The organism is Petrimonas sulfuriphila (assembly GCA_038561985.1).
GTDB classification, from domain to species: domain Bacteria; phylum Bacteroidota; class Bacteroidia; order Bacteroidales; family Dysgonomonadaceae; genus Petrimonas; species Petrimonas sulfuriphila.
Window position 1 is genome coordinate 2,586,277 of record CP073276.1, and the last position, 22,634, is coordinate 2,608,910.

General features: G+C 43.3%; 23 protein-coding genes. 18 read left to right on the forward strand and 5 right to left on the reverse strand.

The window, feature by feature from the left end; genetic code table 11:
• Positions 1-12 precede the first annotated feature (12 nt).
• Positions 13-1,665 (reverse strand): C69 family dipeptidase, encoded by a 1,653-nt coding sequence (locus KCV26_10835; GenBank protein WZX35797.1) that lies wholly within the window; start codon positions 1,663-1,665, stop codon positions 13-15.
• Positions 1,666-1,841: 176 nt separating this feature from the next.
• Between KCV26_10835 and KCV26_10840 the strand changes: the two genes are divergently transcribed.
• The 15 genes from KCV26_10840 to KCV26_10910 all read left to right on the forward strand — a co-directional run bounded on the left by KCV26_10840 (position 1,842) and on the right by KCV26_10910 (position 15,180).
• On the forward strand, positions 1,842-2,141 hold the full coding sequence (locus KCV26_10840) for a septum formation initiator family protein (GenBank protein WZX35798.1): 300 nt from the start codon (positions 1,842-1,844) through the stop codon (positions 2,139-2,141).
• A gap of 140 nt (positions 2,142-2,281) precedes the next feature.
• Positions 2,282-2,635: a hypothetical protein gene (locus KCV26_10845; protein ID WZX35799.1), complete on the forward strand. Its 354-nt coding sequence runs from the start codon at positions 2,282-2,284 to the stop codon at positions 2,633-2,635.
• A gap of 15 nt (positions 2,636-2,650) precedes the next feature.
• A complete protein-coding gene (locus KCV26_10850; GenBank protein WZX35800.1) occupies positions 2,651-3,937 on the forward strand; it encodes a sigma-54-dependent Fis family transcriptional regulator in 1,287 nt (428 codons plus the stop codon).
• Between the two features lie 17 nt (positions 3,938-3,954).
• Entirely contained in the window at positions 3,955-6,456 is a 2,502-nt protein-coding gene (locus KCV26_10855) for a response regulator (protein ID WZX35801.1), read from the forward strand.
• Between the two features lie 3 nt (positions 6,457-6,459).
• Entirely contained in the window at positions 6,460-7,356 is an 897-nt protein-coding gene (gene xerD / locus KCV26_10860) for a site-specific tyrosine recombinase XerD (protein WZX35802.1), read from the forward strand.
• Between the two features lie 120 nt (positions 7,357-7,476).
• Positions 7,477-8,601 (forward strand): DNA polymerase III subunit beta, encoded by a 1,125-nt coding sequence (gene dnaN / locus KCV26_10865; GenBank protein WZX35803.1) that lies wholly within the window; start codon positions 7,477-7,479, stop codon positions 8,599-8,601.
• 3 nt (positions 8,602-8,604) lie between these two features.
• Positions 8,605-9,375: a 3'-5' exonuclease gene (locus KCV26_10870; protein WZX35804.1), complete on the forward strand. Its 771-nt coding sequence runs from the start codon at positions 8,605-8,607 to the stop codon at positions 9,373-9,375.
• A gap of 13 nt (positions 9,376-9,388) precedes the next feature.
• Positions 9,389-10,078 carry a hypothetical protein gene (locus tag KCV26_10875; GenBank protein ID WZX38381.1) on the forward strand — a complete coding sequence of 230 codons (690 nt, stop codon included), beginning with the start codon at positions 9,389-9,391 and terminating at the stop codon, positions 10,076-10,078.
• A gap of 1 nt (position 10,079) precedes the next feature.
• On the forward strand, positions 10,080-10,841 hold the full coding sequence (gene truA / locus KCV26_10880) for a tRNA pseudouridine(38-40) synthase TruA (protein ID WZX35805.1): 762 nt from the start codon (positions 10,080-10,082) through the stop codon (positions 10,839-10,841).
• 108 nt (positions 10,842-10,949) lie between these two features.
• Positions 10,950-12,272: a C10 family peptidase gene (locus KCV26_10885; GenBank protein WZX35806.1), complete on the forward strand. Its 1,323-nt coding sequence runs from the start codon at positions 10,950-10,952 to the stop codon at positions 12,270-12,272.
• Between the two features lie 17 nt (positions 12,273-12,289).
• The gene (locus tag KCV26_10890) at positions 12,290-12,928 is read left to right on the forward strand and encodes a hypothetical protein (protein ID WZX35807.1); all 639 of its coding nucleotides are present in this window, start codon (positions 12,290-12,292) and stop codon (positions 12,926-12,928) included.
• Positions 12,929-13,101: 173 nt separating this feature from the next.
• Positions 13,102-13,515, forward strand: coding sequence for a DUF4377 domain-containing protein (locus KCV26_10895; protein ID WZX35808.1), 414 nt, complete (start codon positions 13,102-13,104; stop codon positions 13,513-13,515).
• A 198-nt stretch (positions 13,516-13,713) separates the two neighbouring features.
• Entirely contained in the window at positions 13,714-13,950 is a 237-nt protein-coding gene (locus KCV26_10900) for a hypothetical protein (protein ID WZX38382.1), read from the forward strand.
• A gap of 30 nt (positions 13,951-13,980) precedes the next feature.
• Entirely contained in the window at positions 13,981-14,556 is a 576-nt protein-coding gene (locus KCV26_10905; GenBank protein WZX38383.1) for a hypothetical protein, read from the forward strand.
• An 18-nt stretch (positions 14,557-14,574) separates the two neighbouring features.
• Positions 14,575-15,180 carry a rhodanese-related sulfurtransferase gene (locus KCV26_10910; GenBank protein ID WZX38384.1) on the forward strand — a complete coding sequence of 202 codons (606 nt, stop codon included), beginning with the start codon at positions 14,575-14,577 and terminating at the stop codon, positions 15,178-15,180.
• A gap of 7 nt (positions 15,181-15,187) precedes the next feature.
• Here KCV26_10910 and ccsA read toward each other — a convergent pair whose 3' ends face one another.
• The 4 genes from ccsA to nrfH are packed head-to-tail and all read right to left on the reverse strand — an operon-like array spanning position 15,188 to position 19,415.
• On the reverse strand, positions 15,188-15,982 hold the full coding sequence (ccsA, locus tag KCV26_10915) for a cytochrome c biogenesis protein CcsA (GenBank protein WZX35809.1): 795 nt from the start codon (positions 15,980-15,982) through the stop codon (positions 15,188-15,190).
• Between the two features lie 7 nt (positions 15,983-15,989).
• Entirely contained in the window at positions 15,990-17,264 is a 1,275-nt protein-coding gene (locus KCV26_10920; protein ID WZX35810.1) for a cytochrome c biogenesis protein ResB, read from the reverse strand.
• Between the two features lie 22 nt (positions 17,265-17,286).
• Entirely contained in the window at positions 17,287-18,783 is a 1,497-nt protein-coding gene (gene nrfA / locus KCV26_10925; protein ID WZX35811.1) for an ammonia-forming cytochrome c nitrite reductase, read from the reverse strand.
• 26 nt (positions 18,784-18,809) lie between these two features.
• Positions 18,810-19,415, reverse strand: coding sequence for a cytochrome c nitrite reductase small subunit (gene nrfH / locus KCV26_10930; protein WZX35812.1), 606 nt, complete (start codon positions 19,413-19,415; stop codon positions 18,810-18,812).
• Between the two features lie 193 nt (positions 19,416-19,608).
• Between nrfH and KCV26_10935 the strand changes: the two genes are divergently transcribed.
• The 3 genes from KCV26_10935 (at position 19,609) to KCV26_10945 (ending at position 22,614) form a co-directional block, all read left to right on the forward strand.
• Positions 19,609-20,223 carry a Crp/Fnr family transcriptional regulator gene (locus KCV26_10935; protein ID WZX35813.1) on the forward strand — a complete coding sequence of 205 codons (615 nt, stop codon included), beginning with the start codon at positions 19,609-19,611 and terminating at the stop codon, positions 20,221-20,223.
• Between the two features lie 17 nt (positions 20,224-20,240).
• Positions 20,241-21,014 (forward strand): prolyl oligopeptidase family serine peptidase, encoded by a 774-nt coding sequence (locus KCV26_10940; protein ID WZX35814.1) that lies wholly within the window; start codon positions 20,241-20,243, stop codon positions 21,012-21,014.
• Between the two features lie 82 nt (positions 21,015-21,096).
• Complete coding sequence (locus KCV26_10945) at positions 21,097-22,614, forward strand: glucose-6-phosphate dehydrogenase (GenBank protein ID WZX38385.1); 1,518 nt, start codon at positions 21,097-21,099, stop codon at positions 22,612-22,614.
• The last annotated feature ends 20 nt before the right edge of the window (positions 22,615-22,634 follow it).

The following is a 22,634-nucleotide window of genomic DNA, read 5'->3' on the forward strand; positions in this document are numbered from 1 at the left end:
CAAAATATATAATTAATCCACCGTTGGTTCTACTTTTTGAACCTTATATTTTTCTCCGGTTTGGTCGATAACCTTTTTATAAAATTCATTTGAATAACCAGGACGTTCCGGTGACGCGGGTTGTCCGTGCGGGTTTCTTTTGAATTTCCCGTTTTCTTCTTTCTTTACCACACCATCCACATATTTCACCATTAAGTATTGTCCGAGCTTCTTCCACTCCTGTAGACCATCTCTAATCAAAGAATTGGTGTGGTTGGTGAGAAAACGAACAGCTTCTGGCGGGGATTTCCTGTACAAATTTAATGCTTTCTTTTCAATTTCGGGCTGTGTTTCCCTGAAATTGTTTTCCAGTTTCTGCTGCACTTTTTGCATGTCTATGTTCATATCGCTGTATCGTGTGTAAACCATGTTCGACACCCAATTGTGCGTCCAGAAAGCCGATGTTTCGGAGTAGGTGAGTAAATCGCCGTTGCCAACCGCCATCTCTTCCGGTACATGGGCATGTCCGCAGTAAACCGGATAATAAACTGTTTGAGCAGCGTCGTCAACACCGAACCACAGAATACCTCCAATCGTTTCAGGCAGCCAGGAACGCATTTGAGCGACAAAAGAGAATCCGGTCTGTTGAGTAGCAATTGGACGCTCGTTGCAGTACTCAACTGAATCTACTTGGAAGGTGAGTGGAGACCAGCGATAGGGAGAGTTGAACGGGCCGGCACCGACATCAAAACGCCAGTCGAGTTCGGTTCCTTCATAATGGTCGCGCATCATACCCTGGATATCGTGGACACTGAGTTTTTTATCCGGCTTGATATATAACGGCATCGGATCGATAGTTTTACCCTGTGCATACGTTACATATTTTCCCATATCTTTATTTACGCGATTAAAAAACGACCATACACGCGCCTCACAAAAACGTAGCGCTCCAAAATCGAGGGGTGCATAAGCCTGAGCAAAACTAAAATCGGCATCTTTGCCCGAGAAATATCCTTGTTGTCTGGCAAAAGAAATAACATCGGGAGAGTAGAGGCAGTTTTCGGGATCGTTTAAAGGAAACTGCTGGATACGTGCCTGGTTGGCATGTGCCGATACACAATCATCGGGAATGCGGACAGCCACCCATACAGCCCCTTTGTTGCCAACGCCTTTGCTAATCATTTCCATTACCCAAACTTCGTTTGGATCAGCAATGGAGAAAGATTCGCCGGAACTGTAATACCCGTGTTCAGCTACCAGGCCGGTCATGACTTTTATGGCTTCACGTGCAGTTTTTGCCCGTTGCAGGGTAATATAAATCAAGCTTCCGTAATCCATGATTCCGGTGGAGTCGCTTAACTCGGGACGTCCGCCAAAGGTGGTTTCCCCGATGGCTACCTGATGTTCGTTCATGTTGCCGATAACGTTGTAGGTCTTGAGTGCCTGCGGTATTTCACCCAGGTATTTTCCCGTATCCCATTCATATACTTTCAGCATCGTACCGGGATTGTATTGTGCAGCTTCCCAATGATAAAGTTCACCGTAAAGATTGTAAGAATCGGCAGAATAGGAAATAAGGGTTGAACCGTCAACCGATGCTTTTTTGCCTACGAGTAGATTTGTGCAGGGATAAGTTGCATATACTGCAAAGAAAAAAACAACGGTGATGGAGAAGAATCTTTTCATATTTTATAGTGAATTTTAAAGTTTACAAAGCGTAAAGATACTTCAAAAACCGGGAAAAACCCGCGCTGTCTCTGTTATATTTCACTTAATTCCACGAAATCGTTTGAATTAGTATGAAATTTCGTTTAATTTTGTAGTATAAAATTCAAACAGTTTCTCAAGATTAGCTGAACTTTATGGATTTCAGAAAAATTATGAAAAAAAGGGTATTAAGCTTATCGGTCTATCAATTGATAATTTTGGTAGCTCTTATAGCTATGTTGTTCTTTTTCAGTGATAGTAGCCTGCTGAAGCGAATCAAATACGAAAACGAAATCCGTGACCTGAAAACACAAATCGAATATTACCGCAAACAAACAGAAACAGATAAGGCCAAGTTAAATGAACTTCAGTCAAGTCTGGAGAATCTCGAAAAATATGCCCGGGAAAACTATTTGATGAAGAAAGAAAACGAAGAGATCTTCGTGATTGAATAGTAAACCCTGGAGGTGGCGAAAGTTTTCTGAAAAGGAAGTACCTGATAAGTTTATTTTATTAAATTTGTGGTACCGTTGAATTGGACATTTTATGTTAAATACATTAGAAATCATTGTTCTGAAGTTTAAAGTGAAAATTAATGCATAAATCAAAAGAAACCATTTATCAGATTTCCGGCATTGTCATCTTAATATCTGCTGTATTGTATCTTTTTGCCCCATTGGTTGCCCCGTGGATTATGGCAGTTTCAGTGCTGATTTTCAGTGGGGTTACGGCTCTTTCACCTTATCCGGGTAAGAGTGTTCGCGGAAAGCGATTATTCAATTTTCAGGTGATTGCGTGTGTGTTGATGATTGTTGGCACCTACCTGATGTTTAGGAAGAACAATTTGTGGGCGTTGTCGATGATGATCGGGGCCGTTTTCTTGCTTTATTCGGGAGTCATGATTTCCAGGGAACTTCATAAAGAGAGATCAATGGGAGGAAATGAATAACCTTCAGCTTATAACATGAAAAGAATCCTAATCCTAGACGATAATTTGACTATTTGCCTGATGCTGAAATCCTGGTTGGTGAAGCAGCACTACCAGGCAGATACGGCCATAAGTGTTCAGGAGGCCCAACAAAAAGTAAAAAATGAAGCTTACGATTTGATCCTTTCAGATATCAGGATGCCCGAAGCTGATGGCTTTTCTTTCCTGTCATGGATTAAAAAGTTCGACTCAGATATTTTGGTAATTATGATGACCGGCTATGCTGATATTGAAACGGCAGTAGAGTCTATGAAACTGGGAGCGGTGGATTATATCGCAAAGCCCATTGAAGCGGAAGTCTTGTACAAAAAGATTGACGATGCCCTAAAATACCAGGAGAATCAAAAAATTACGGAACAGTTTCGGGATCCATTGATTCGGCCGGGAGGGGAGATTTACACGAGGGTTTTCGATAAGCTGAGTGAAGTTGTACACGACGATTCCCACCTGTTGGTTATCGGGGATAAGGGAACCGGAAAAACTTCCGTTGCGCACTATATTTACAGCAGGAGCAGAATAGATTCGGGTCCGTTTGTAACTTTCGATCTGGATTCGCAAGTACTGAACAGGAACGGTGAGCGGAGAGATTATGAAGAGTTGTTTTTGCAGGCGCTTGATAAAGCAAAAGGGGGCTTACTGCTTGTTAAAAATCTTCAGAAGACCGGTATCAATTTTCAGACATTGTTGTTGAAAGCCCTCTCCTCTCAGAAGAAAGATGATAATTTTGTCCAAATTATCATAACGACTGGAGAAAAAAAGGAACAGCTAACTTCGGTATTGCTCCCGAAACTAGTCGACTCACTCCTGAGGTCATACATTGAACTCCCCACTTTGCGGGGAAACGAGGAGGCCATTTTGTTTTACGCTGAACATTTTTTGGGTGTGGCAAACAGACAGTTGGACAGGAAGGTGAAAAATATTGCCCCCGAAGTTCTTGAAGCGTTTTTTAAGCACTCTTGGGAGGAGAACATTAAAGAGCTGAAAAACTTAATTTTTAAAGCTTGCCTGTTGACAGAAGGAAATACAGTTCCCGAAACGATTCTGCCTGTTCTTTTTAAAAACCTTGCAGGGGAAGGAACGGAGTCTGTTCAGCCGCAGAAGCAAGTCATTGAAGGATTGAAGAAAGAAAATTACGAAAAGGAAAAAATAATCGAAGCACTTGGAATTGCCAAAGGAAATAAAACCGTGGCGGCATCAATACTTAATATTGACAGAAAAACCTTGTACAACAAGATAAAACTTTACAACGTAGAATTAAATTAATCACCTGAATCAATTGAATGGAATCATCCGGATCACGTTCTTCCATAAAATATGAGGTAATTATCGGGTATGTCCTGGTCGTAGCAATCATGATTGTGGGGTTGTTGGCCGTTTACCAGAATCTTGTCAGATTTTCAGAGACAAGGGTCCGGAACGAAGATATGTCTGAACTGATTATTGTAGGTAATGTTATCAATCAATTATACGAAATTGAAAGCACACAAAACCTGTACACTCCCGAAAGTGCGGCAGATTACTTTGCCCGATACCATTCACTAAGGCCAGAAATTAATGCTAAGATTAACTCGTTGAAACAACTTTCAAAAGATACGTTGCGGGTAATTAAACTCGACAGTATTGAAGTGTTGCTGGATGAAAAAGAAGAAAACCTTCGTGCCATAGCTGTCTTGTTGGACTCCATCAACAAAACTCCGGGGATAATCCGTGAGACAGTCAGTACATTTGTTCCCAGAAACCTTAATGATCAAATTAAGCAATACATGGAGCGGAAAAACGTTGTCCGCAAATCGGTCGAAGAGAGCGATACCACGGTTGTGAAAAGTGAGCAAAAAGGACTTTTTAAAAGAATCGGGGATGCCATAAGGGGTAAGCAGGACTCAACCCTGATCATTCAAAACCGTCCTTCTGCTGCTGATATTTCCCGCGATAACATCAGGCTGGCAATCGACACGGTGGTCAATATGGTGAGGTATTCCGAAAGGTTGAATCTGGATAGTCAGCGAAAATTTCAGGCCGCGTTACTTCTAAGACAATCCTCAATGACTAACACTAATCATTTGCTGACCGCACGAATCGATGATTTATTAAAATCTATCGAACAGGAGGAAATCAACAAGTCAATCCGGCTTATTGAAGAAAAAGAGGCCACACTCAACCGGTCTTCAAAAACGGTGTTGGGTGTCACTTCTCTGGCCATATTGATAGCGCTTGTTTTTGGATTGTTGTTTTTGATGGATATCAACCGAAGCCAGAAGTATCGAAGAAGATTGGAAGAATCCAACGTCCGCATCAACCAATTGCTGCGGTCACGCGAAAAGCTGATGTTATCCATTTCACACGATATAAAGGCGCCGATGAGTTCAATTCTGGGATATGTGGAATTGATGGAGTCGGGAGCCGATGAAAACACCCGGAAAACATACTTGAAAAACATGAAAAAATCGGGAAATCATGTGTTGCAACTGGTCACAAACCTTCTCGATTATCAGAAAATAGAATCAGGTACGTGGTTGCGCAAGGAGATGAATTTTAATTTGCATGAACTGGTCGAAAATACAGTGAACAGCTTTAAACCCCTTGCTGAAAAAAAACAACTGGAATACAATGTGGTCAATAAAGTCCCCGGAGATTTACTTGTTTTTGGGGATCCGTTTATGATCCGGGAGATTTATTCCAACTTGATTTCAAACGCGATAAAGTACACGTTACAAGGGACGGTTGAGGTTTTTGTTGAGCCGGTAAATGATATAGGCAAAACGATTTTGAAATTCTCGGTAAGAGACACCGGATTAGGAATCAGTGAAGAATATCAGGAGTATATTTTTCAGGAGTTTACCCAGATAAAACCCGACAAAATAGGGCAGCAGGAAGAAGGAAGCGGTCTCGGACTGGCTATAACAAAAGGGTTGGTAGATGAGTTGGGTGGAAAAATTCACCTGCGATCCGAGAGAGGCAAAGGTTCCGAGTTTTTTGTTGATCTTCCGCTTGAAACATCGCGGTTGACAGAAACATGGAGTTCAGGTGAAGGTTGTCCCGATTTTGATTGTGAAAATATTTCGGTGCTAGCTGTAGATGATGATCCGATTCAGCTGACAATGCTGGCTGAAATGCTCAAATTGAAAAAGATAAATGTTGTTACCGAAGTCGATCCTGATAATGTGTTGAATATTTTAAAAAACAAGATTTTCGATTTAATATTTCTGGATATTCAAATGCCAAGGACAAATGGTTTCACACTTGTAAAAAGCATGTTAGACTCTGACATCTTTCAATCGAAATCAACGCCGGTTATTGCCTTGTCGGCGAAATCGGATTTGTCTTCTGCTGATTTCAAACAGTTGGGTTTTACTGATTTTCTAAACAAGCCTTTCACTTCCGCACAACTTTTCACGATGATTAATAAATACGTGAGGATCACATTGGCTGAGGAGATGGGAGCGGTTGAAAACAGTAAAGGAGTTTCTGCATTGATTGACGTTGTTAAAGACGACCGGGAAAGTTCGTTGGAAATACTGAGGGCGTTCGTGCTCGATACCGGGAAGAACAACAATGACCTCAAGACCTGTTTTGAGAAAAACGACATGGAAAACGCCGCACAGGTTGCGCACAAAATATTGCCGCTTTTCAAGATGATGGGAGACGAGGAATTATCGGATGTTTTGCTGAAATTAGACCATGAAAAAAACGTTCGGGAAGATGAGAAGAGTAAGATAATCGAAGCAATATGCCGGTATATTGACGAAGCAAAAAATCGGATATCGGAAATGGACAAACGCTAACCGATGCAACGAAACTCACCTGTCGAAAAATACAAACGCTACCTGCTCTTGGAAAGAGGGCTATCGTCAAACACCATTGACGCTTATATGACCGATCTGCAAAAACTGATTGATTTTGCAGAGACCCGGAACCTTTCCTTCACTGAAATGAAGCTTCAACACTTGGAGGAGTTTCTTGCTGAATTGCACGACAACGGTATAAAAGCTCGTTCGGTGGCACGGATAATATCGGGGATTAAGTCTTTTTTTCATTATCTTGTCCTTGACGGATTTATCGAGGAAAACCCCGGCCTGTTGTTGGAAGCTCCCAAAATTGGGTTGAAGCTGCCGGTAGTGCTGTCTGTTGAGGAAATCGATTGCTTGTTAGACAGAATAGATGTCTCCACTGCCGAAGGTGCCCGAAACTATGCGATTATCGAAACACTATACAGTTGTGGACTGCGTGTGTCTGAACTGACTAACCTCAGGTTCTCCGATTTGTTCTTCGATGAAGGGTTTATACGCGTACAGGGGAAGGGTAGCAAGCAACGGCTGGTTCCCATATCGGAAACAGCTATCCAAAAAATAAAAAATTATCTTTTGCACCGCAATCAACAAAGGGTGAAAAAAGGAAGTGAAGATGTTGTTTTTTTAAGTTCAAGAGGAACAGCTATCTCGCGTGTCACGGTTTTTTATTATATCAGGCAATACGCTGAGGCAGCTGGAATCAGCAAGGAGATCAGTCCACATGTTTTTCGTCATTCATTTGCTACACACCTGTTGGAAAGAGGAGCGAACATCCGTGTAATTCAGGAAATGCTGGGGCATGAAAAAATCACAACTACCGAAATATATACTCACATGGACCGAAGTTTTCTGAGGCAAGAGATTATTGAACATCATCCCCGGAATAAGAAATGACCAAATGCTCTTATCGACAAATCTTGGAAAAATTGGACAGACAAATCTTTTCAAAACGGATAATTTTGTATATTTGCTAAATTATATCAAAACATCAAACATTAAATAAATTCACTCCCTATGAAATTTGTAGTATCAAGCGCCACATTGTTGAGCCATCTGCAAGCGATCAGCAGAGTTATCAATTCAAAAAATTCGTTACCTATTTTGGATTGTTTTCTCTTGGAACTGGACGGAAATGTGTTGACCATTACAGCCGCCGACAACGAAACCCGATTGGAAACCAAAGTCGAAGTGAACAGCTCGGAAGGAACAGGCAGTTTGGCCATTAATTCAAAAAACCTGTTGGATCCGCTGAGAGAGCTTCCCGACCAGCCGCTCACTTTCGATGTAAACGACGAAACGCTTGAAATTTACATATACTACCACAACGGGAAGTACAATTTTGTAGGTTTAAAAGGCGATGAATATCCAAGACCCAAAGAGTTGAAAGAATCGGCAATAGGACTCAATATTCCTGCCGAAACACTTTTCAACGGCATCAACAGAACTGTTTTCGCTACGGCTGACGATGAATTGCGCCCGGTGATGAACGGTATCTATTTCGATATCACTACAGATGACCTGACTTTCGTTGCTTCAGACGGACACAAGCTTGTGCGTGTAATTCATAAAGACGTGAAAGGGGATGGAAGATCGTCGTTTATTCTGCCGAAAAAACCGGCTAACTTGCTGAGGTCGCTCCTTCCGAAGGAAAACGGAACGGTGGATGTGAAATTTGACGAAAACAATGCGTACATAACGATGTCGAACTTTGTGATGATCTGTCGTTTCGTGGAAGGACGCTATCCCAATTACAATTCGGTAATTCCACAAAATAATCCCAACAACGTTACGCTCGACAGGCTTGCGTTGCTGAATGCTTTAAAACGCGTGAGCGTATTTTCAAATCCGGCAAGCAGTCTGGTAAAGCTGCAACTGTCGGAAGACAAAATTGTTGTTTCGGCGCAGGATATTGATTTTCTGACTTCAGCAGAAGAAATGATTCCTTGCCAGTATAACGGAAACGTAATGAATATTGGTTTTAAAGCTGTTTTCCTGATTGATATACTGAACAATATTCCATCCACCGATGTGAAGCTCGAACTTTCTGATCCTTCGCGTGCCGGAATTATTCTTCCTGCCGAAAACGAAGAAAACGAAGACATGCTCACACTGCTGATGCCGATGATGTTAAATGATTGATAAATGAAACTAAACCTCAAAAACCCGCTGGTTTTCTTTGACTTGGAAACCACGGGGATAAATATTACAAAAGACAGGATTGTAGAAATATCGTTACTGAAAGTCCATCCGAACGGGAAAGAAGAAATAAAATCCCGGCTTATCAACCCCGAGATGCCTATTCCTGCCCAGTCGACAGCCATTCACGGTATCACCGATGATGATGTGAAAGATAGTCCGACCTTTAAACAAGTGGCAAAATCGTTGGCCGATATGTTGGAAGGTTGCGATTTAGCGGGCTTCAATTCCAGCCGCTTCGACGTCCCGATGCTTTCTGAAGAATTTCTTCGGGCAGGAGTGGATTTCGACATGAGCAAACGGAAGTTTGTGGATGTTCAGATTATCTTCCACAAAAAGGAACAACGAACGCTGGAGGCAGCTTATAAATTTTATTGCGACAAAGAGTTGCAAAACGCACACTCCGCAGAGGCAGACACCATTGCTACTTACGAGGTATTGAAATCACAACTCGACCGTTATCCCGACTTGGAAAACGATGTTGCATTCTTATCCAAAGAGTATTCCAGCTTTAACAATAACGTGGATTTTGCCGGACGGATTATTTTCGATGATAAAGGAGTTGAGGTATTTAATTTCGGTAAACACAAGGGTAAGCCGGTGGCACAGGTCTTACGCAACGAGCCCAGTTATTACTCGTGGATGATGGATGGCGACTTTCCATTAAACACCAAGCAGGTGCTTACGAAAATAAGGCTTCGGGAAATGAACGGTTAAAACGGCTGTTATGATTTATTTCCGATGGATGCTCTTAGTTTCACTTCCTTTTCTGATCTTGTGCTGTGGAAAAGGTAAAGCGGAGACCACCGAAACTGCCGAAACCGTCAAGACGGCACGTGGGATTCCGTTGGAGCGGAAACAACGGTTTTCGGGGAATTACAACAAGGAGTTCAACGATTTACAGGATGCTCACTTGTCGGCTGCTACTGCCTTGGGTATTTCACCGATGGCTTTACGCAACGATACGTTGAAGCTGAAAGATGAGCTTGTCCGATTGCCGGATGAACTGGAACTTTACAAAATGTACGATTTAACCCATTCTATTCCGTTTCTGGTTCCTTCAGCAGCGCAGTTGTTTGTTGATATTACGCGGAATTTCAGGGATTCGCTTTACAGCAAAGATCTACCTCTTTACCGGCTTTACCTGACCAGTATCCTCCGCACCGATGAAGACCTTTCAATATTGACAAAAAGGAATATCAACGCCAGTGAAAACTCCACACATCGTTACGGAACTACCTTCGACATATCGTGGAAACGTTTCGACCCGGTGATACCCGATTCCATTCGCCAGGTCCCGCCGGAACGGTTGAAGCTTGTGTTGGCGCAGGTACTTTTCGACTTAAAAAATCAACAACGGTGTTACGTGAAACACGAGCGGAAGCAGGCTTGTTTCCATATAACGGCAAGGGGAAAGTAAGATGAAGCGCTTTTTTATTACACTTTCGTATAACGGGAAAAACTATGTGGGCTGGCAAATACAACCCAACGGAGTCAGTGTGCAGCAGGTGCTACAGGATGCCCTTTCTACCGTTTTACGTGAACCGGTGGAAGTGGTGGGAGCGGGCAGAACCGATGCGGGTGTGCATGCCCGGAAGATGGTGGCGCATGTTGATTTTTCGGATGAGCGTTTCGATTCAATGAGGTTGGTGAAAAACCTCAACAGCTTTCTGCCCCACGATATATCCATTCGCGAAATCCGGGAAGTGAGCCCCGACGCACATGCCCGCTTTTCAGCCATATCCCGGACGTATAAATATTACCTCACGACGGAAAAGAACCCGTTTCTGTACGATCTTACTTACCGGGTGTTTTTCCAACCCGATATAGACACCATGAATGCCTTGTGTGAGGTGTTGAAAGGATACGAAGACTTTACCAGCTTCAGCCGGCTGCATAGCGATGTGAAAACCAACAACTGCCGTATAAGCGAAGCTTACTGGGAACAGGAAGATACCACCCGTTTTACTTTTACCATCACCGCCGACCGATTCCTGCGCAATATGGTCCGCGCCATCGTGGGAACATTGCTCGAAGCCGGCCGGGGAAAACTGGACGAGCGTGGGTTTCAGCGGATTATAGAAGCCAGGAACCGTCAGGTTGCCGGTGATTCTGCTCCCGGACATGCGTTGTTCCTTCACGAAGTGACCTATCCCGAGGAGGTCTGGGTGGTTGTCAGGTAACCGATGATTTACAGTATTTATAATAAATTGACGTTATTTAAAGCGTATTGATGCAACGGAAGCGGCATTCATTGCATCTATATAGTAAACGCTTTAAAAAAGATACGTATGAAAAATCTATTCAACAAGCTATGCATCCTCCTTTTTATTGCTCACTTTATTGCGTGTAGCCATGATGCAGTTGATGAAATGAGTGTCTTCACAGAAGATGGCACTGTCGTAAACACGTTCAAAGTTTCGGAAAACGAAGCCAGGGAAACGTTAATGTCTTTTTTGGACAGGTTTGATACAAGTTCTTCAGGCGGGGCTCGGAGCACATCCCAAAGGACAATCAAGGATATCCAGGCTTTCAATGTCAATCCAATGACAAGGGCTTCATCCGATGATGGCTATGAATTGCCTGAAGATCTGGAGACACTGTTATACCTGATTAATTTCAATGATAACCAGGGATTCGGGATTGTGTCCGGAGATAAACGGACCACGCCTGTCCTTGCTATTATCGATGAAGGAGGATTGTCTTTGGATACTCTTTCGAGAGTTGATAATCCGGGATTTCTGATGTTTTTGGATCAAGTTGTGGTGATGCAATTGAATGAAATAGCCGAATATGACTCGCAGACAGGAGCCCGTCCTTTACCCGTTTCTCCGGAGACCAGGGCTACTCCGGGTGATGTGTCGCCGCGATTACAAACAAAATGGAGCCAGGGCGCACCTTATAATAAATTTGCTCCTAATGGTGTTACCGGGTGTGTAATAACAGCCGCGGCACAGGCGTTAAGCTATTTTCAAACAATAGGGCATGTCCAATGGCAATATCAGAACACATACGGTGCAAGTCCATTGAATTGGAGTCAAATTATTGCCGACAGCGAGGATTATCTCGGAGGGTATGGAAGGCTTCATCGTACAGCTCTAGAACATGCTCAATCAGCAGACCAGGTTTCTCACCTGATGCGCTATCTGGGTGTAACCCTTAAAGCTACTTACAACAAGGGGAATAAGAAAGAAGGCCCTAGCACAAGCGCAGATTCAGGTGATGCCATAAAACATTTAAAAAATTGGTGCGGCCTTTCATCTTCAACCTCTTTAAGAGACTATAATGCTGATGGCGTTCGCGTCGCACTCCAACATAATCCAAACTCTCTTGTCTGGGCAAGAGGTAATGGCAATAGAACGAATAAATTCTTAGGTATGATATATACGTACAAAGACGGGCATGCCTGGATCATTGATGGAATAAGAATAATAGGGTCGACGGACTACGTGCATTGCAACTGGGGATGGGGCGGCAAATGCGACGGATACTTTGTGAGCGGCAGTTTTAACACGCAAGCGCCTCCCGCATTCTTAGACCCGATCGACGATGACCCGGGAACCGAACCGTATAATTATAGGTATAAAAAGCAATATGCCGTGCTATCCCGATAACTTAAAAGAATGAGACAATGAAACGGATTCATATTTTATTTTTGGCCGGACTGCTCCCTTTCCTGTCCGGATGCGACAAGAATGAAGGCGTGTATGCCTATTCAAAAGAAATAGAAATTCAATATGTTGATAAACAGGGGAATATTTTATATTTCGATAAGGACGGGAATATCTCCTGTTTTGACAAGGTTGACTATTTTTCGCGGAAATTGAACGAGGAAGACTTTTTGACGACCTGCCCGATGGAGATCATATCCTTTACGAATGAAAGGGGTATCCCCGTGGAATATAAATTAGATTACCAGGTAGGTCATTTGTTCAGATTTCGCATGAATGATGGGCGAAAAAGCGAATACGGTTATGTCGTTAAATACAAAATTCCGCTTATTACCGGAGATTCAGTGGAAGAATTAAGGGTCACGCTCAAAGAAAACCACGGATTTCCCTGCGGGTGGCACAACTGCCGGTATAATGGGAAAGATATTCGCGTTTATACCATGGAGGAAATTTTCCCGGATTATCATAACCCCCAGCAAGTTTTTGATAAAGAAAAGCATGCCCGTAGGTTGACGGAAATGCTGTATAGCGGGAATTTGGTAGCACATGAAGTAGAGGGATTCATTCTTGTCATAATTCCTGTTGATATTGCTTTGTAAATACATTTATGATGTAGTCATGCGGGAGCATGAAGTTTCTTATAAAAGGGATAAGAAATTATGGCACATTTCATAGGTTATGCAATATTCATTGGGATTGATAAGGTATATTTGAGTTTTTTGGTATTTTAAACACATAATGAAACCAAGTTATGAATTAAAACCATTGAACGATGAAAACAACTAAATTATTATTAGAAATTTTTTTAAGTGTATGTGTAGCATATGCTTTCCTCACGTCTTGTACAGATAGTGAATACGAACCTTTCAAGGAAGTACTGGTGATTGCATCTGAAACAGTTAAAACAAATGAGGGAATTGCATATTGGGTAAAAGTAAATGGAAGTGACACATGGAAAATGATGCATACACAGATTGCAAATTTCAACCATGAAAGAGGGTACGAATATGTAGTTGAAGTGAGCGTAAAAAAAATTAAGGATCCAGGACCAGATCAATCAAGTCACAAGTATACGCTTATAAAAATCATATCAAAAGAGAAGAAGGATTCAGAAGTTCCCCTTTTTACAACAGATTTCGCTGATCTTAAAAGTCGGAATGAGACTGCTTTCCCGAATGCCATCTGAGAAGTTGTGACTTTACCAGACGGGACGCAATTTGAAAAGGTAGATTCTTTTTATATTTATCAGGGAGATATAGTCCTGAATGAAGAACAGGTTAATACTTTATTCAACAGTAGTTCTGATACACGTTCCGGTATCTCTACAAGTTCTGTAAAGTATTGGCATAGCCATTGAGTATATTATACTTTTGCTTCAGGATTTATTCTTAAACAAAATGTATATGATGCTATTCAGGAATGGGAGACAAAAACTAGTTTAAGATTTATTGAAGGCACGGGATATGGTGATTATATTGAATTTTTTCATGGTGATGGAAATTATTCAAATTCAATAGGACGGAAAGATGGAAAACAAGTAATAAGCCTTTCAGAAACAGGCTCTAACACAGGGACAGCTATACATGAAATTGGTCACGCTGTTGGACTTATTCATGAATAGTGCAAAAATGACAGGGATGATTTTGTTACTATATTATGGCAAAATATTGATCCTAAGTATACTAGTCAGTTTAATTTATATCCTGCCGGAGCAATCAGAGATATAGGACCCTTTGATTTTTCTTCTGTAATGCTATACTCTTCTGATGCTTTTTCTGAAAACGGAAATCCAACAATGACAACAACAGATGGTTTTTTCTTTATCGGACAACGGGCATTTCTATCAGCAGGGGATGTGGAGGGGGTAAAGTCAGCATATGGACCTCCTTTTCATAATGAAAAAGAGACAGTTACTGTAATTAATGAATATGTATCAGGCTTGGATGACTACAGCGAATACGATGTAGATTACACAATTTATTTTTATAACGACATAAATTGCGTGCAACGGTCATCATTAGTATATCCTCGGAATATAACTTATATTGAAGAAAGACACACATGCAATAGATACGGGGATGATATAAATGTATCCAGAACATATAGAAATATATTAGTACCCGCCGGTGCAACTTCATATAATCTGGGCACTGTTCGCAATATTGAACACTATATAATGAGTAATCCTAATGTAATTGATAGAACTATATATTATGTTTTAAAATAAATGTGAGGGTGATAATAAATAAGTGTGCCTGAAAGTAATTTTAACGCCTTTAGGGAAACCCTTTATCAGCTTTCGCCTGAGCTTGATGGCCTTCGTTTGAACATTGCTATTGACGATGACGGTAAATCATTCTGGGTGTTACGGTGTAAAGTCCCTTCCAATACTTTTCGCGAACAATTGCCGATGGCTGTGGAAATGTTGAAAGAGAACAAGGATAAAAATATCGTGATGTACTGTACCGGAGGCATACGGTGTGAGAAAGCCAGCGCTTACCTGCGTTACAAAGGCTTTCCCCACGTATTTCACGTAGAAGGCGGTGTGATAGAATATGCCCGTAAAGCCAGGGAACAATGTTTGCCGTTGAAATTTATCGGAAAAAACTTCGTGTTTGATGAGCGTTTGGGAGAGCGGATTACCGATGATATTATCGCTCAATGCCATCAATGTGGTAAGCCTTGCGACAACCATACCAATTGTAACAACGACGGATGCCACCTGTTGTTTATTCAGTGCGATGAGTGTAAAAACAAGTACGACGGCTGTTGCAGTGATGAATGTAAGGAAGAGTTTCATTTGCCCGAAGAAGAACAACAACGGGCACGTCGTGCAGGAAGAGTCAATTAACTCCCACTTATCTTACAGAGTAGGTATGCACGCTTCTCCCCCGGGCAGATGGCAGGTAATTGACTCCGTACCAGCATACCTGAAGCAGCATAAAGGCCAAAAGGAGAATAGTCATCGATGTCTTGTTTTTCGATGTTTTCAGGAGCCGGTAATGGATGTAGACCAGGTATCCGAGCCACGTAGCGGCTGCCCACGTCTCTTTCGGATCCCAGCTCCAGTAATGTCCCCAGGCTTCTTTTGCCCAGATCGCCCCCATTAGCATGCCCATCGTAACAAAAGCAATACCCACATACACCAGGTTGTCGGTCATATCCATGATACGTTCTTTGTCCTGGAGTTTTTCCTCCCGGAACAGGTAGTACAGGGCTACCAATGTTACCGCTCCCAGAATGGCGTAAGAAAACATATAGATAATAACGTGTGGGGCAAACCACGGACTTTGCAGGGCAGGCATCAACACCTTATTGTGGATATCGGGTTTAGCGATGTTCACAACGATAAAAACCGCCGAAAGGATGGTGCTGAACGATAATATCCATTTGTATCCCCAACGCTGGTAAGTTATCAGTCCGGCAACCGGCAGAAAAAAGGAATACCACAACCGGGTTTCACCCATCGTGCGCAACGGCGGCCGTTCCAGGGATATCCACATACCGAGGATAAACGAGAAGAACACTCCCTGGCCTAAAACCGTAAACAAAGTCGGTAGCGTTTTTTTAGGTCTTCTTAGTGCCCATGCCGACGCTACTGTCCAAAGCAAAACTGATGGTATGGCAAAAAAGATAAAATGGTCCCAGGTCATGTTCAATTTATGATTTACGATTTTTTTTAGGCCCTGCAATAAACAGGAACAGTGCTCCGGCCAGCAACATGAAAATACCGGTGTAAACTACCGGTAACCAGGGGTCTCGAACGAGTTCGAAAACACTGGTTTTGGAATATTTGCCCATTTTTTCGTCGTAACTGTACTGGTAGATAATCCAGTCTTCTATTGACAAAGGTTTGTTCACTTCGATATTCGCTTTTTTCCTGTGTCCGGCTTCCGTGAAAACAGTGACTTGTGAAGTGTATTTCTTCACTTCCTGCACAGGCATTGCTACACTGGAGGTTTCATCGATGTACAATACCTGATAGGGAAACAAATAACTTCCGTTGCTTACCCAGCCTTCAACAGGTGCTTTTAAAGACGGGTTGGTTACCCGTACTTTCAAGGCAGTGGCTGCTCCGTCCATAAGCATGGGTACAACACTTGTAAAGACAGAGTCCCTTACTACAGCCGCTTGCGGAATATATTCGAGCACTTCGATAGTATTTCCGTTTAGTTGAGTTGGTTTGCCCAACCCTTCAAACATGTACGATCCGGGACGGTTTACGGGCAGGATTTTTCCCGTGCGATTATCAATGACAACCAGTTTTGGTGGATATTCTTCTATTATAAACGTATCCAGTTCAATAGCTACAGGAAGCTCCTTGAGGTTACCCAGAGCATCGTGTGCACGCCATTCTGTGTTCCCTTCCACAACCGTCATGGTGTACCGTTGCATGTCGCCGCTTCCCAACAGGCCGCCCCCCAGAGCAAAAAACAATCCTAGGTGGTTGAGGTAGAATCCGATCAGCCTCCACGATTGAGATTTGCGGGTTTTTCTCAGCACTGTGAGTCCTAGAATTACCAGGATGTAAAAACAGAGAAGCACGAATGCCCATGAAGTTGTCATCCGGTACCATCCCATCCGGCTGAAAATGTTGTTCGGCAGATGTTCCTGCGGTTCGTGTATAGTGAACTGAGGTGTCAGCCCCAGAATGACGATAGACAACAGCACCACAAGCATAGCCGGAACGGTTGACCTTGCGCCCGACAACCAGCGGACAACGTGATTGTCTCTCAGCAGAAAGTGGCAACAAAGAAGCCCTGCAACCAGCAGGGCCCCGACGGTGGTATTTACAGGGGAACGGAAATCAGCGGGGCGAATATTGCCGAGCAGGAGCTGCAGCAGGAGTCCTGTCAGTGCAATGCCTCCGGCAACTATAAATCCTTCGGTGTAGCTCCACGGTTTCTCCCATATTCTTCGAGCGTCTTTGTTCATAATTACCCGTGACGATGCCGTTTTATCTTCTGCTCACCAACCGGTTATTGGCTTTAGCTGTTTCCAGCCATTTGGGGACAACCGTTTCCATGAATTGCTTTTTTGCTTCTCTTTCCTGCCGCATGTCCAGACCGATATAAGCTTGTGCTTTTTCTTTGGTGGAGATGTCGGGCATGGGGACATCGCCGATGTAGCCGAGTTGTGCCAATACTTTAGAGAGGACGAAACGGGCTTTGTGGGCACGGTCGAGACTCATGGAGAGAATCCGCTGGAATTCAACCGGAGAGTGAAAAGAACCGCCATGCGAGGCTACGGCATAATCCCAACGCCATTGCGATTGACGAAGAAGTTGCAGCACCTCTTCCATTTGTGCTTCTGTAGCCCCTTTCTCCCAGGCAAATTTTGCTTCGATGTGGGCGGTTGCCAGTTCCTTTTCAACCCGGTTTCGGATTTCGTTAGCGCTGCGCTGACGCTCGAAGACTGCGGTACGTAAGGTCTCTTCGCTTTCACGGTGGCAAACCTGGCAAGTGTTGTTGATGCTTGCCAACGGACTTCTTACGTGGTGACTGGTGTATTTAACGCCGCCTTCCGATACGTAAGGCATGTGGCAATCGGCACACGAAACACCCCGTTGGGCATGAATGCCGGTTTTGTATATTTCGTAATCGGGATGTTGTGCTTTAATGATGGGGGCGCGGCTGAGCTTATGGGTATAGTCGGCAAACCGGATGCTGTCGTAATATTGTTCACCACCTTCCACGGTCAACCCATTGTGCCAGGGGAAAATAAGGTATTTCCCTTCGGGAGAGAAATAATACTCCACGTGGCATTGGGCGCAAGCCAGCGAACGCATTTCCTGTTGCGAAACCTTGTGGATGTCCTGGCCACTGTTTCTGAATCCTTCGATCAGTCCCGGACGGCTGATTTTAAGGTTCATGGTTTCAGCCTCGTGACAATCGGCACAACCGATGGGGTTTACCACTTCTTGTCCCAACGAGGCCCACGTGCCTTTGTAATATTCGGCAATTCCTAGCGAATCCATCAGGCGGGGAACATCGGGACTTTTACAAGTCCAGCAGGTTGCCGGCTGCGGACCTTCATCGGAAGACATGGGTGCACCTGTCCGTAACGTGTGGTGGATATCTTCTACCGCATGCATGTGTCCCCTGGGAGTTCCATAATCTTTCGAGAAAGCATACCCCGCCCAAAGAATCACCATTTCGGGACGTTGCGCCAGTACGTCCACCACGCTGCTTCCGTTAAATTCACTTTGAAAGGTGGTGTCAGCGGTTTTTATCCAGGATTCGTATTCACGCGGGTAGTTTTCTGCGAAAATTTCGTTTCTCGACTCAATGCCGGTGATATTCACTTTTTTGTTGTTTAGGATACTTACCACTTCAGCCCTGCGTTGAGTGATGGATGCGGCAAGCATTCCCAATAAAAAGACTATTCCAACCGTAACGAAGAATAAAAGCCAGGCTACCCAGGGTTTCATCTTTCTGTTATCATTACTACTCATAGGGATAAATTTGCGGGTTATTTATTTTATTTTATCTGATTTCTTTTCATGGCTGTACTTAGCCAGTCTGGCACATGGGTGTCTGGCATCGGTACATGTGAATGGGGAGTGGACACTTCCGAGCGGCTTCTCGTGTGAGGAACATCCCTGTGGCAATCCCAGCAGGCATTTCCTCCCATTTCCTTCATCTCTTTATAGCCCATTCTTCCGGTATTTACAAACTCCTGATTAAGCTGTGTGTGACAACGGATGCAATTGTCCATGATGACCTCAGAACTGGCTTCTATGGTTTGCAGGGCTGTCTTCTCGCCTCTCAGTGTAAAAACGGCGGAGTGACGAAGCCCATCCTTGGCTTTAAAAAAATACTTATTCACGATATTGTTGTGCGGAACATGGCAGTCGTTACAGGTGGTGTTCCGGGCGTGTGAACTGTGGGTCCAAGTGGCGTAATAAGGACTCATCACGTGGCAGTTAACACAGGTTCTGGGGTTGTCGGATAAATAACTGTAGGCGCGAGAGGTGAAAAAAGTATAGATAAACAACCCTGCAAACGCTCCCACGATGATGATTGCCGGGTATTTCCAGCCTCCTCTGGGTTTTATCTCGTTCCAAATGTGCGTTAGTTTTCCCATGATAATTTAGCTTGAAACTAGAGTTTCTCCACTTCAATACAAAAAAAGCGAATTTAACTGTAAAAGAATGTAATATTTATTACGAATTGAGAAAAAATAGTTATATTCGCTAATTACAATTAATCCTATGAACCCTCAACATTCAGAGTTTTTTCAAACTATTTTTCAATGCCCGCTGTGCAATTCTATTCCTGTGGAAGAAAGAGCCGACTTTTTACGCGACGTACGTTATAGCATAAAACGATACGGGAAAGGAGATATGCTGGTAGCGCAAGGATCAGTTTATGAGATGCTTTACATCGTTGTAAAAGGTGAAGTCGTCACAGAGATGTCTGATGAGAAAGGGGAGTTCGTAAAAATGGAACTGATCAGGGCCCCCAATCCCCTGGTAACCGGTTTTTTGTTTGCTACCGACAATATTTCACCGGTTACAGCATTGGCGAAAACCGATTGTGTGGTAATTCTTATTCCCAAAGATAATGTGTTTCTTTTGATGAGCAAGTACCGGGATTTTATGAAAGCGTTTTTAGCGTATATTTCGAACAAGGTAGCTTTTTTATCGGAAAAGTTAAGGCTTGCATCGTTGCGGACTATACGTGCCAAGCTGGGGTATTACCTTTTGAAAGAATCGAGGGGTGAACAGGAGTTTCAATTGAAGATGTCGAAAGAAGAGTTGTCGCGCTTGTTGGGTGTTTCACGGCCGGCATTGGTAAATGTTATGATGCAGATGGCGGATGAAGGGCTCATCGGCGTGGATAGACGAAAAATCCTGATAAAAGACAGGATAGCCTTGCAGCGCTTGTTTTAAATTATTTAAATGTCAATATGAAACAATTACTTATTATTCTCGTATTCACATTGGTCTCTTCCGCTGCTTTTGCGCAGCAAGAAGAGTATCAGAAGAAGACGTATGTTTCTTCCGAAAACGATACGTTGCTCTACAGGGAGTTAGTGCCTGAAAAATTGATACTGAACCAAAGCTATCCTTTGGTGATTTTTCTTCATGGTGCGGGAGAACGTGGAAACGATAACGAAGCACAACTGCGTCACGGTGGAAATATGTTTACAAATCCGGTGAATCGGGAAAAATATCCCGCTTTTGTGATCTTTCCTCAATGTCCCCAAGAAGACTTTTGGGCACCAAGAAACCGTTCGGCGGCCGCAGGAGAAAACCCTTTTAATCAGAATCCTCCTGTGTCTAAGGCGTTGAGCCTGGTAAAAAAAATTCTGGATGAAGCGATTGAGAAATATCCTGTGGATAGAAACAGAATTTACGTAGCCGGACTTTCGATGGGAGGGATGGGAACATTTGATATGTTGTGCCGATACCCTGATCTTTTTGCTGCCGCAATCCCTATCTGCGGGGGAGTAAGCACCGAAAGGCTGAGGAAAATTAAAACCAAAACAAATATTCGAATTTTTCACGGTGATGCCGATACAGTTGTCCCGGTTACCTATTCCCGTGAGGCATATAAGACTCTCAAGCAAAACAGGGCTAGCGTTGAATATATTGAATATCCGGGTGTAAATCATGACAGTTGGACTCCTGCATTCAACGAAGATGATTTCATGGCATGGCTTTTCAGTAAAAGAAAGTGAAGATTGACTCTTTTGAAAAAGCAACTTTTCCGCCGGTCGTTTGTTTACACTCTGTAGAAAATAGTATTTAACAATGAAAAAGATGGACAATCAGGCACTGGTTATTTTTGGTGCCTCCGGCGATCTTACCTATCGGAAACTGATGCCTTCGGTTTTCGATCTGTATATGAATAATTCACTTCCAGATGGTTATGCCGTTTTGGGCGTTAGTCGCTCAAAATTTACCGATTCCGAGTTTCGAAAAAAAATGAAGGAGGGGATCAAGGAGTTTTCACACTTCAAAAATGCAGGTGCGGAGAAGATAAACCACTTTTTAAAGAAAGTTTTTTACATCAGCATCGACACACAAAAGAGTGAAGATTATGAACTGGTGAAAAGTAAACTGAGGGAGTTGAATAAGAAATTGGATCTCCGCCACAACTATATTTTTTACCTTTCCACACCTCCGCAACTTTATCCGGTTATTCCAAAATATCTTTACGGGCAAGGGCTTACGTTACAACAAAAGGGATTCCGACGGATTATTATTGAAAAACCTTTCGGACACGATTTAAAGTCAGCTATGGAGTTGAATAAGTCGCTGACCGATTTTTTCAGCGAGGAACAAATTTATCGTATTGATCATTATCTGGGAAAGGAAACCGTTCAAAACCTGCTGGTTACTCGTTTTTCAAACGGGATTTTTGAACCGTTGTGGAACAGAAACTATGTGCAGCACGTGGAAATTACGGCTTCCGAAAGCATCGGAGTGGAGGGGCGCGGTGGATATTACGAAACTGCTGGCGCTATGCGTGATATGGTTCAGAATCACTTGCTTCAGGTGGCATCACTGGTAGCCATGGAGCCGCCGGCAAAAGTGACTTCTGAAGAGATCCGGCACGAGAAACTAAAAGTTTTCCGTTCGTTGCGTCCGTTGAACGAAGAGGATTTGCGAAACAATGTAATCCGGGGACAATATACCGAGTCGCATGTGAAAGGAAAATACCTTACCGGATACCGCGACGAAGAAGGTGTAGATAAAAATTCGCGGACGGAAACTTATTTTGCGATGAAGTTTTTTATCGATAACTGGCGCTGGAGCGGGGTGCCGTTTTATATCCGGTCGGGAAAGCGTTTACCTACAAGAGTTTCAGAAATTGTAATCCATTTCAAACCGTCGCCCACACAACTTTTTAAATCGGTTGACGGAGCTATTGAAGCAGGCAACCAGCTGATCCTGCGTATTCAGCCCGATGAGGGAATTTTATTAAAAACAGGTATGAAGGTCCCGGGAAACGGTTACGAGGTGAAATCGGTAAATGTGGATTTTCATTATTCCGACCTGAAAGACCATTATATCCCTGAAGCATACGAACGGTTGATCCTGGATTGCATGACGGGTGACAACACCCTGTATATGTCGGGGGAAGGGGCCGAATTGACGTGGAGATTTGTGCAACCCATTCTCGATTATTGGGAAAGTGATCCGGATGCACCTTTGTACGGTTATCCTTCTGGGTCTTGGGGTCCGGATAGCGCGGATAAGCTGATCGAAGGTGCGCAGACCTGGCGCTATCCGTGTAAAAACCTGGCGGATGATGGGGTTTATTGTGAATTGTAAATCGTAATTCCACTTCAATC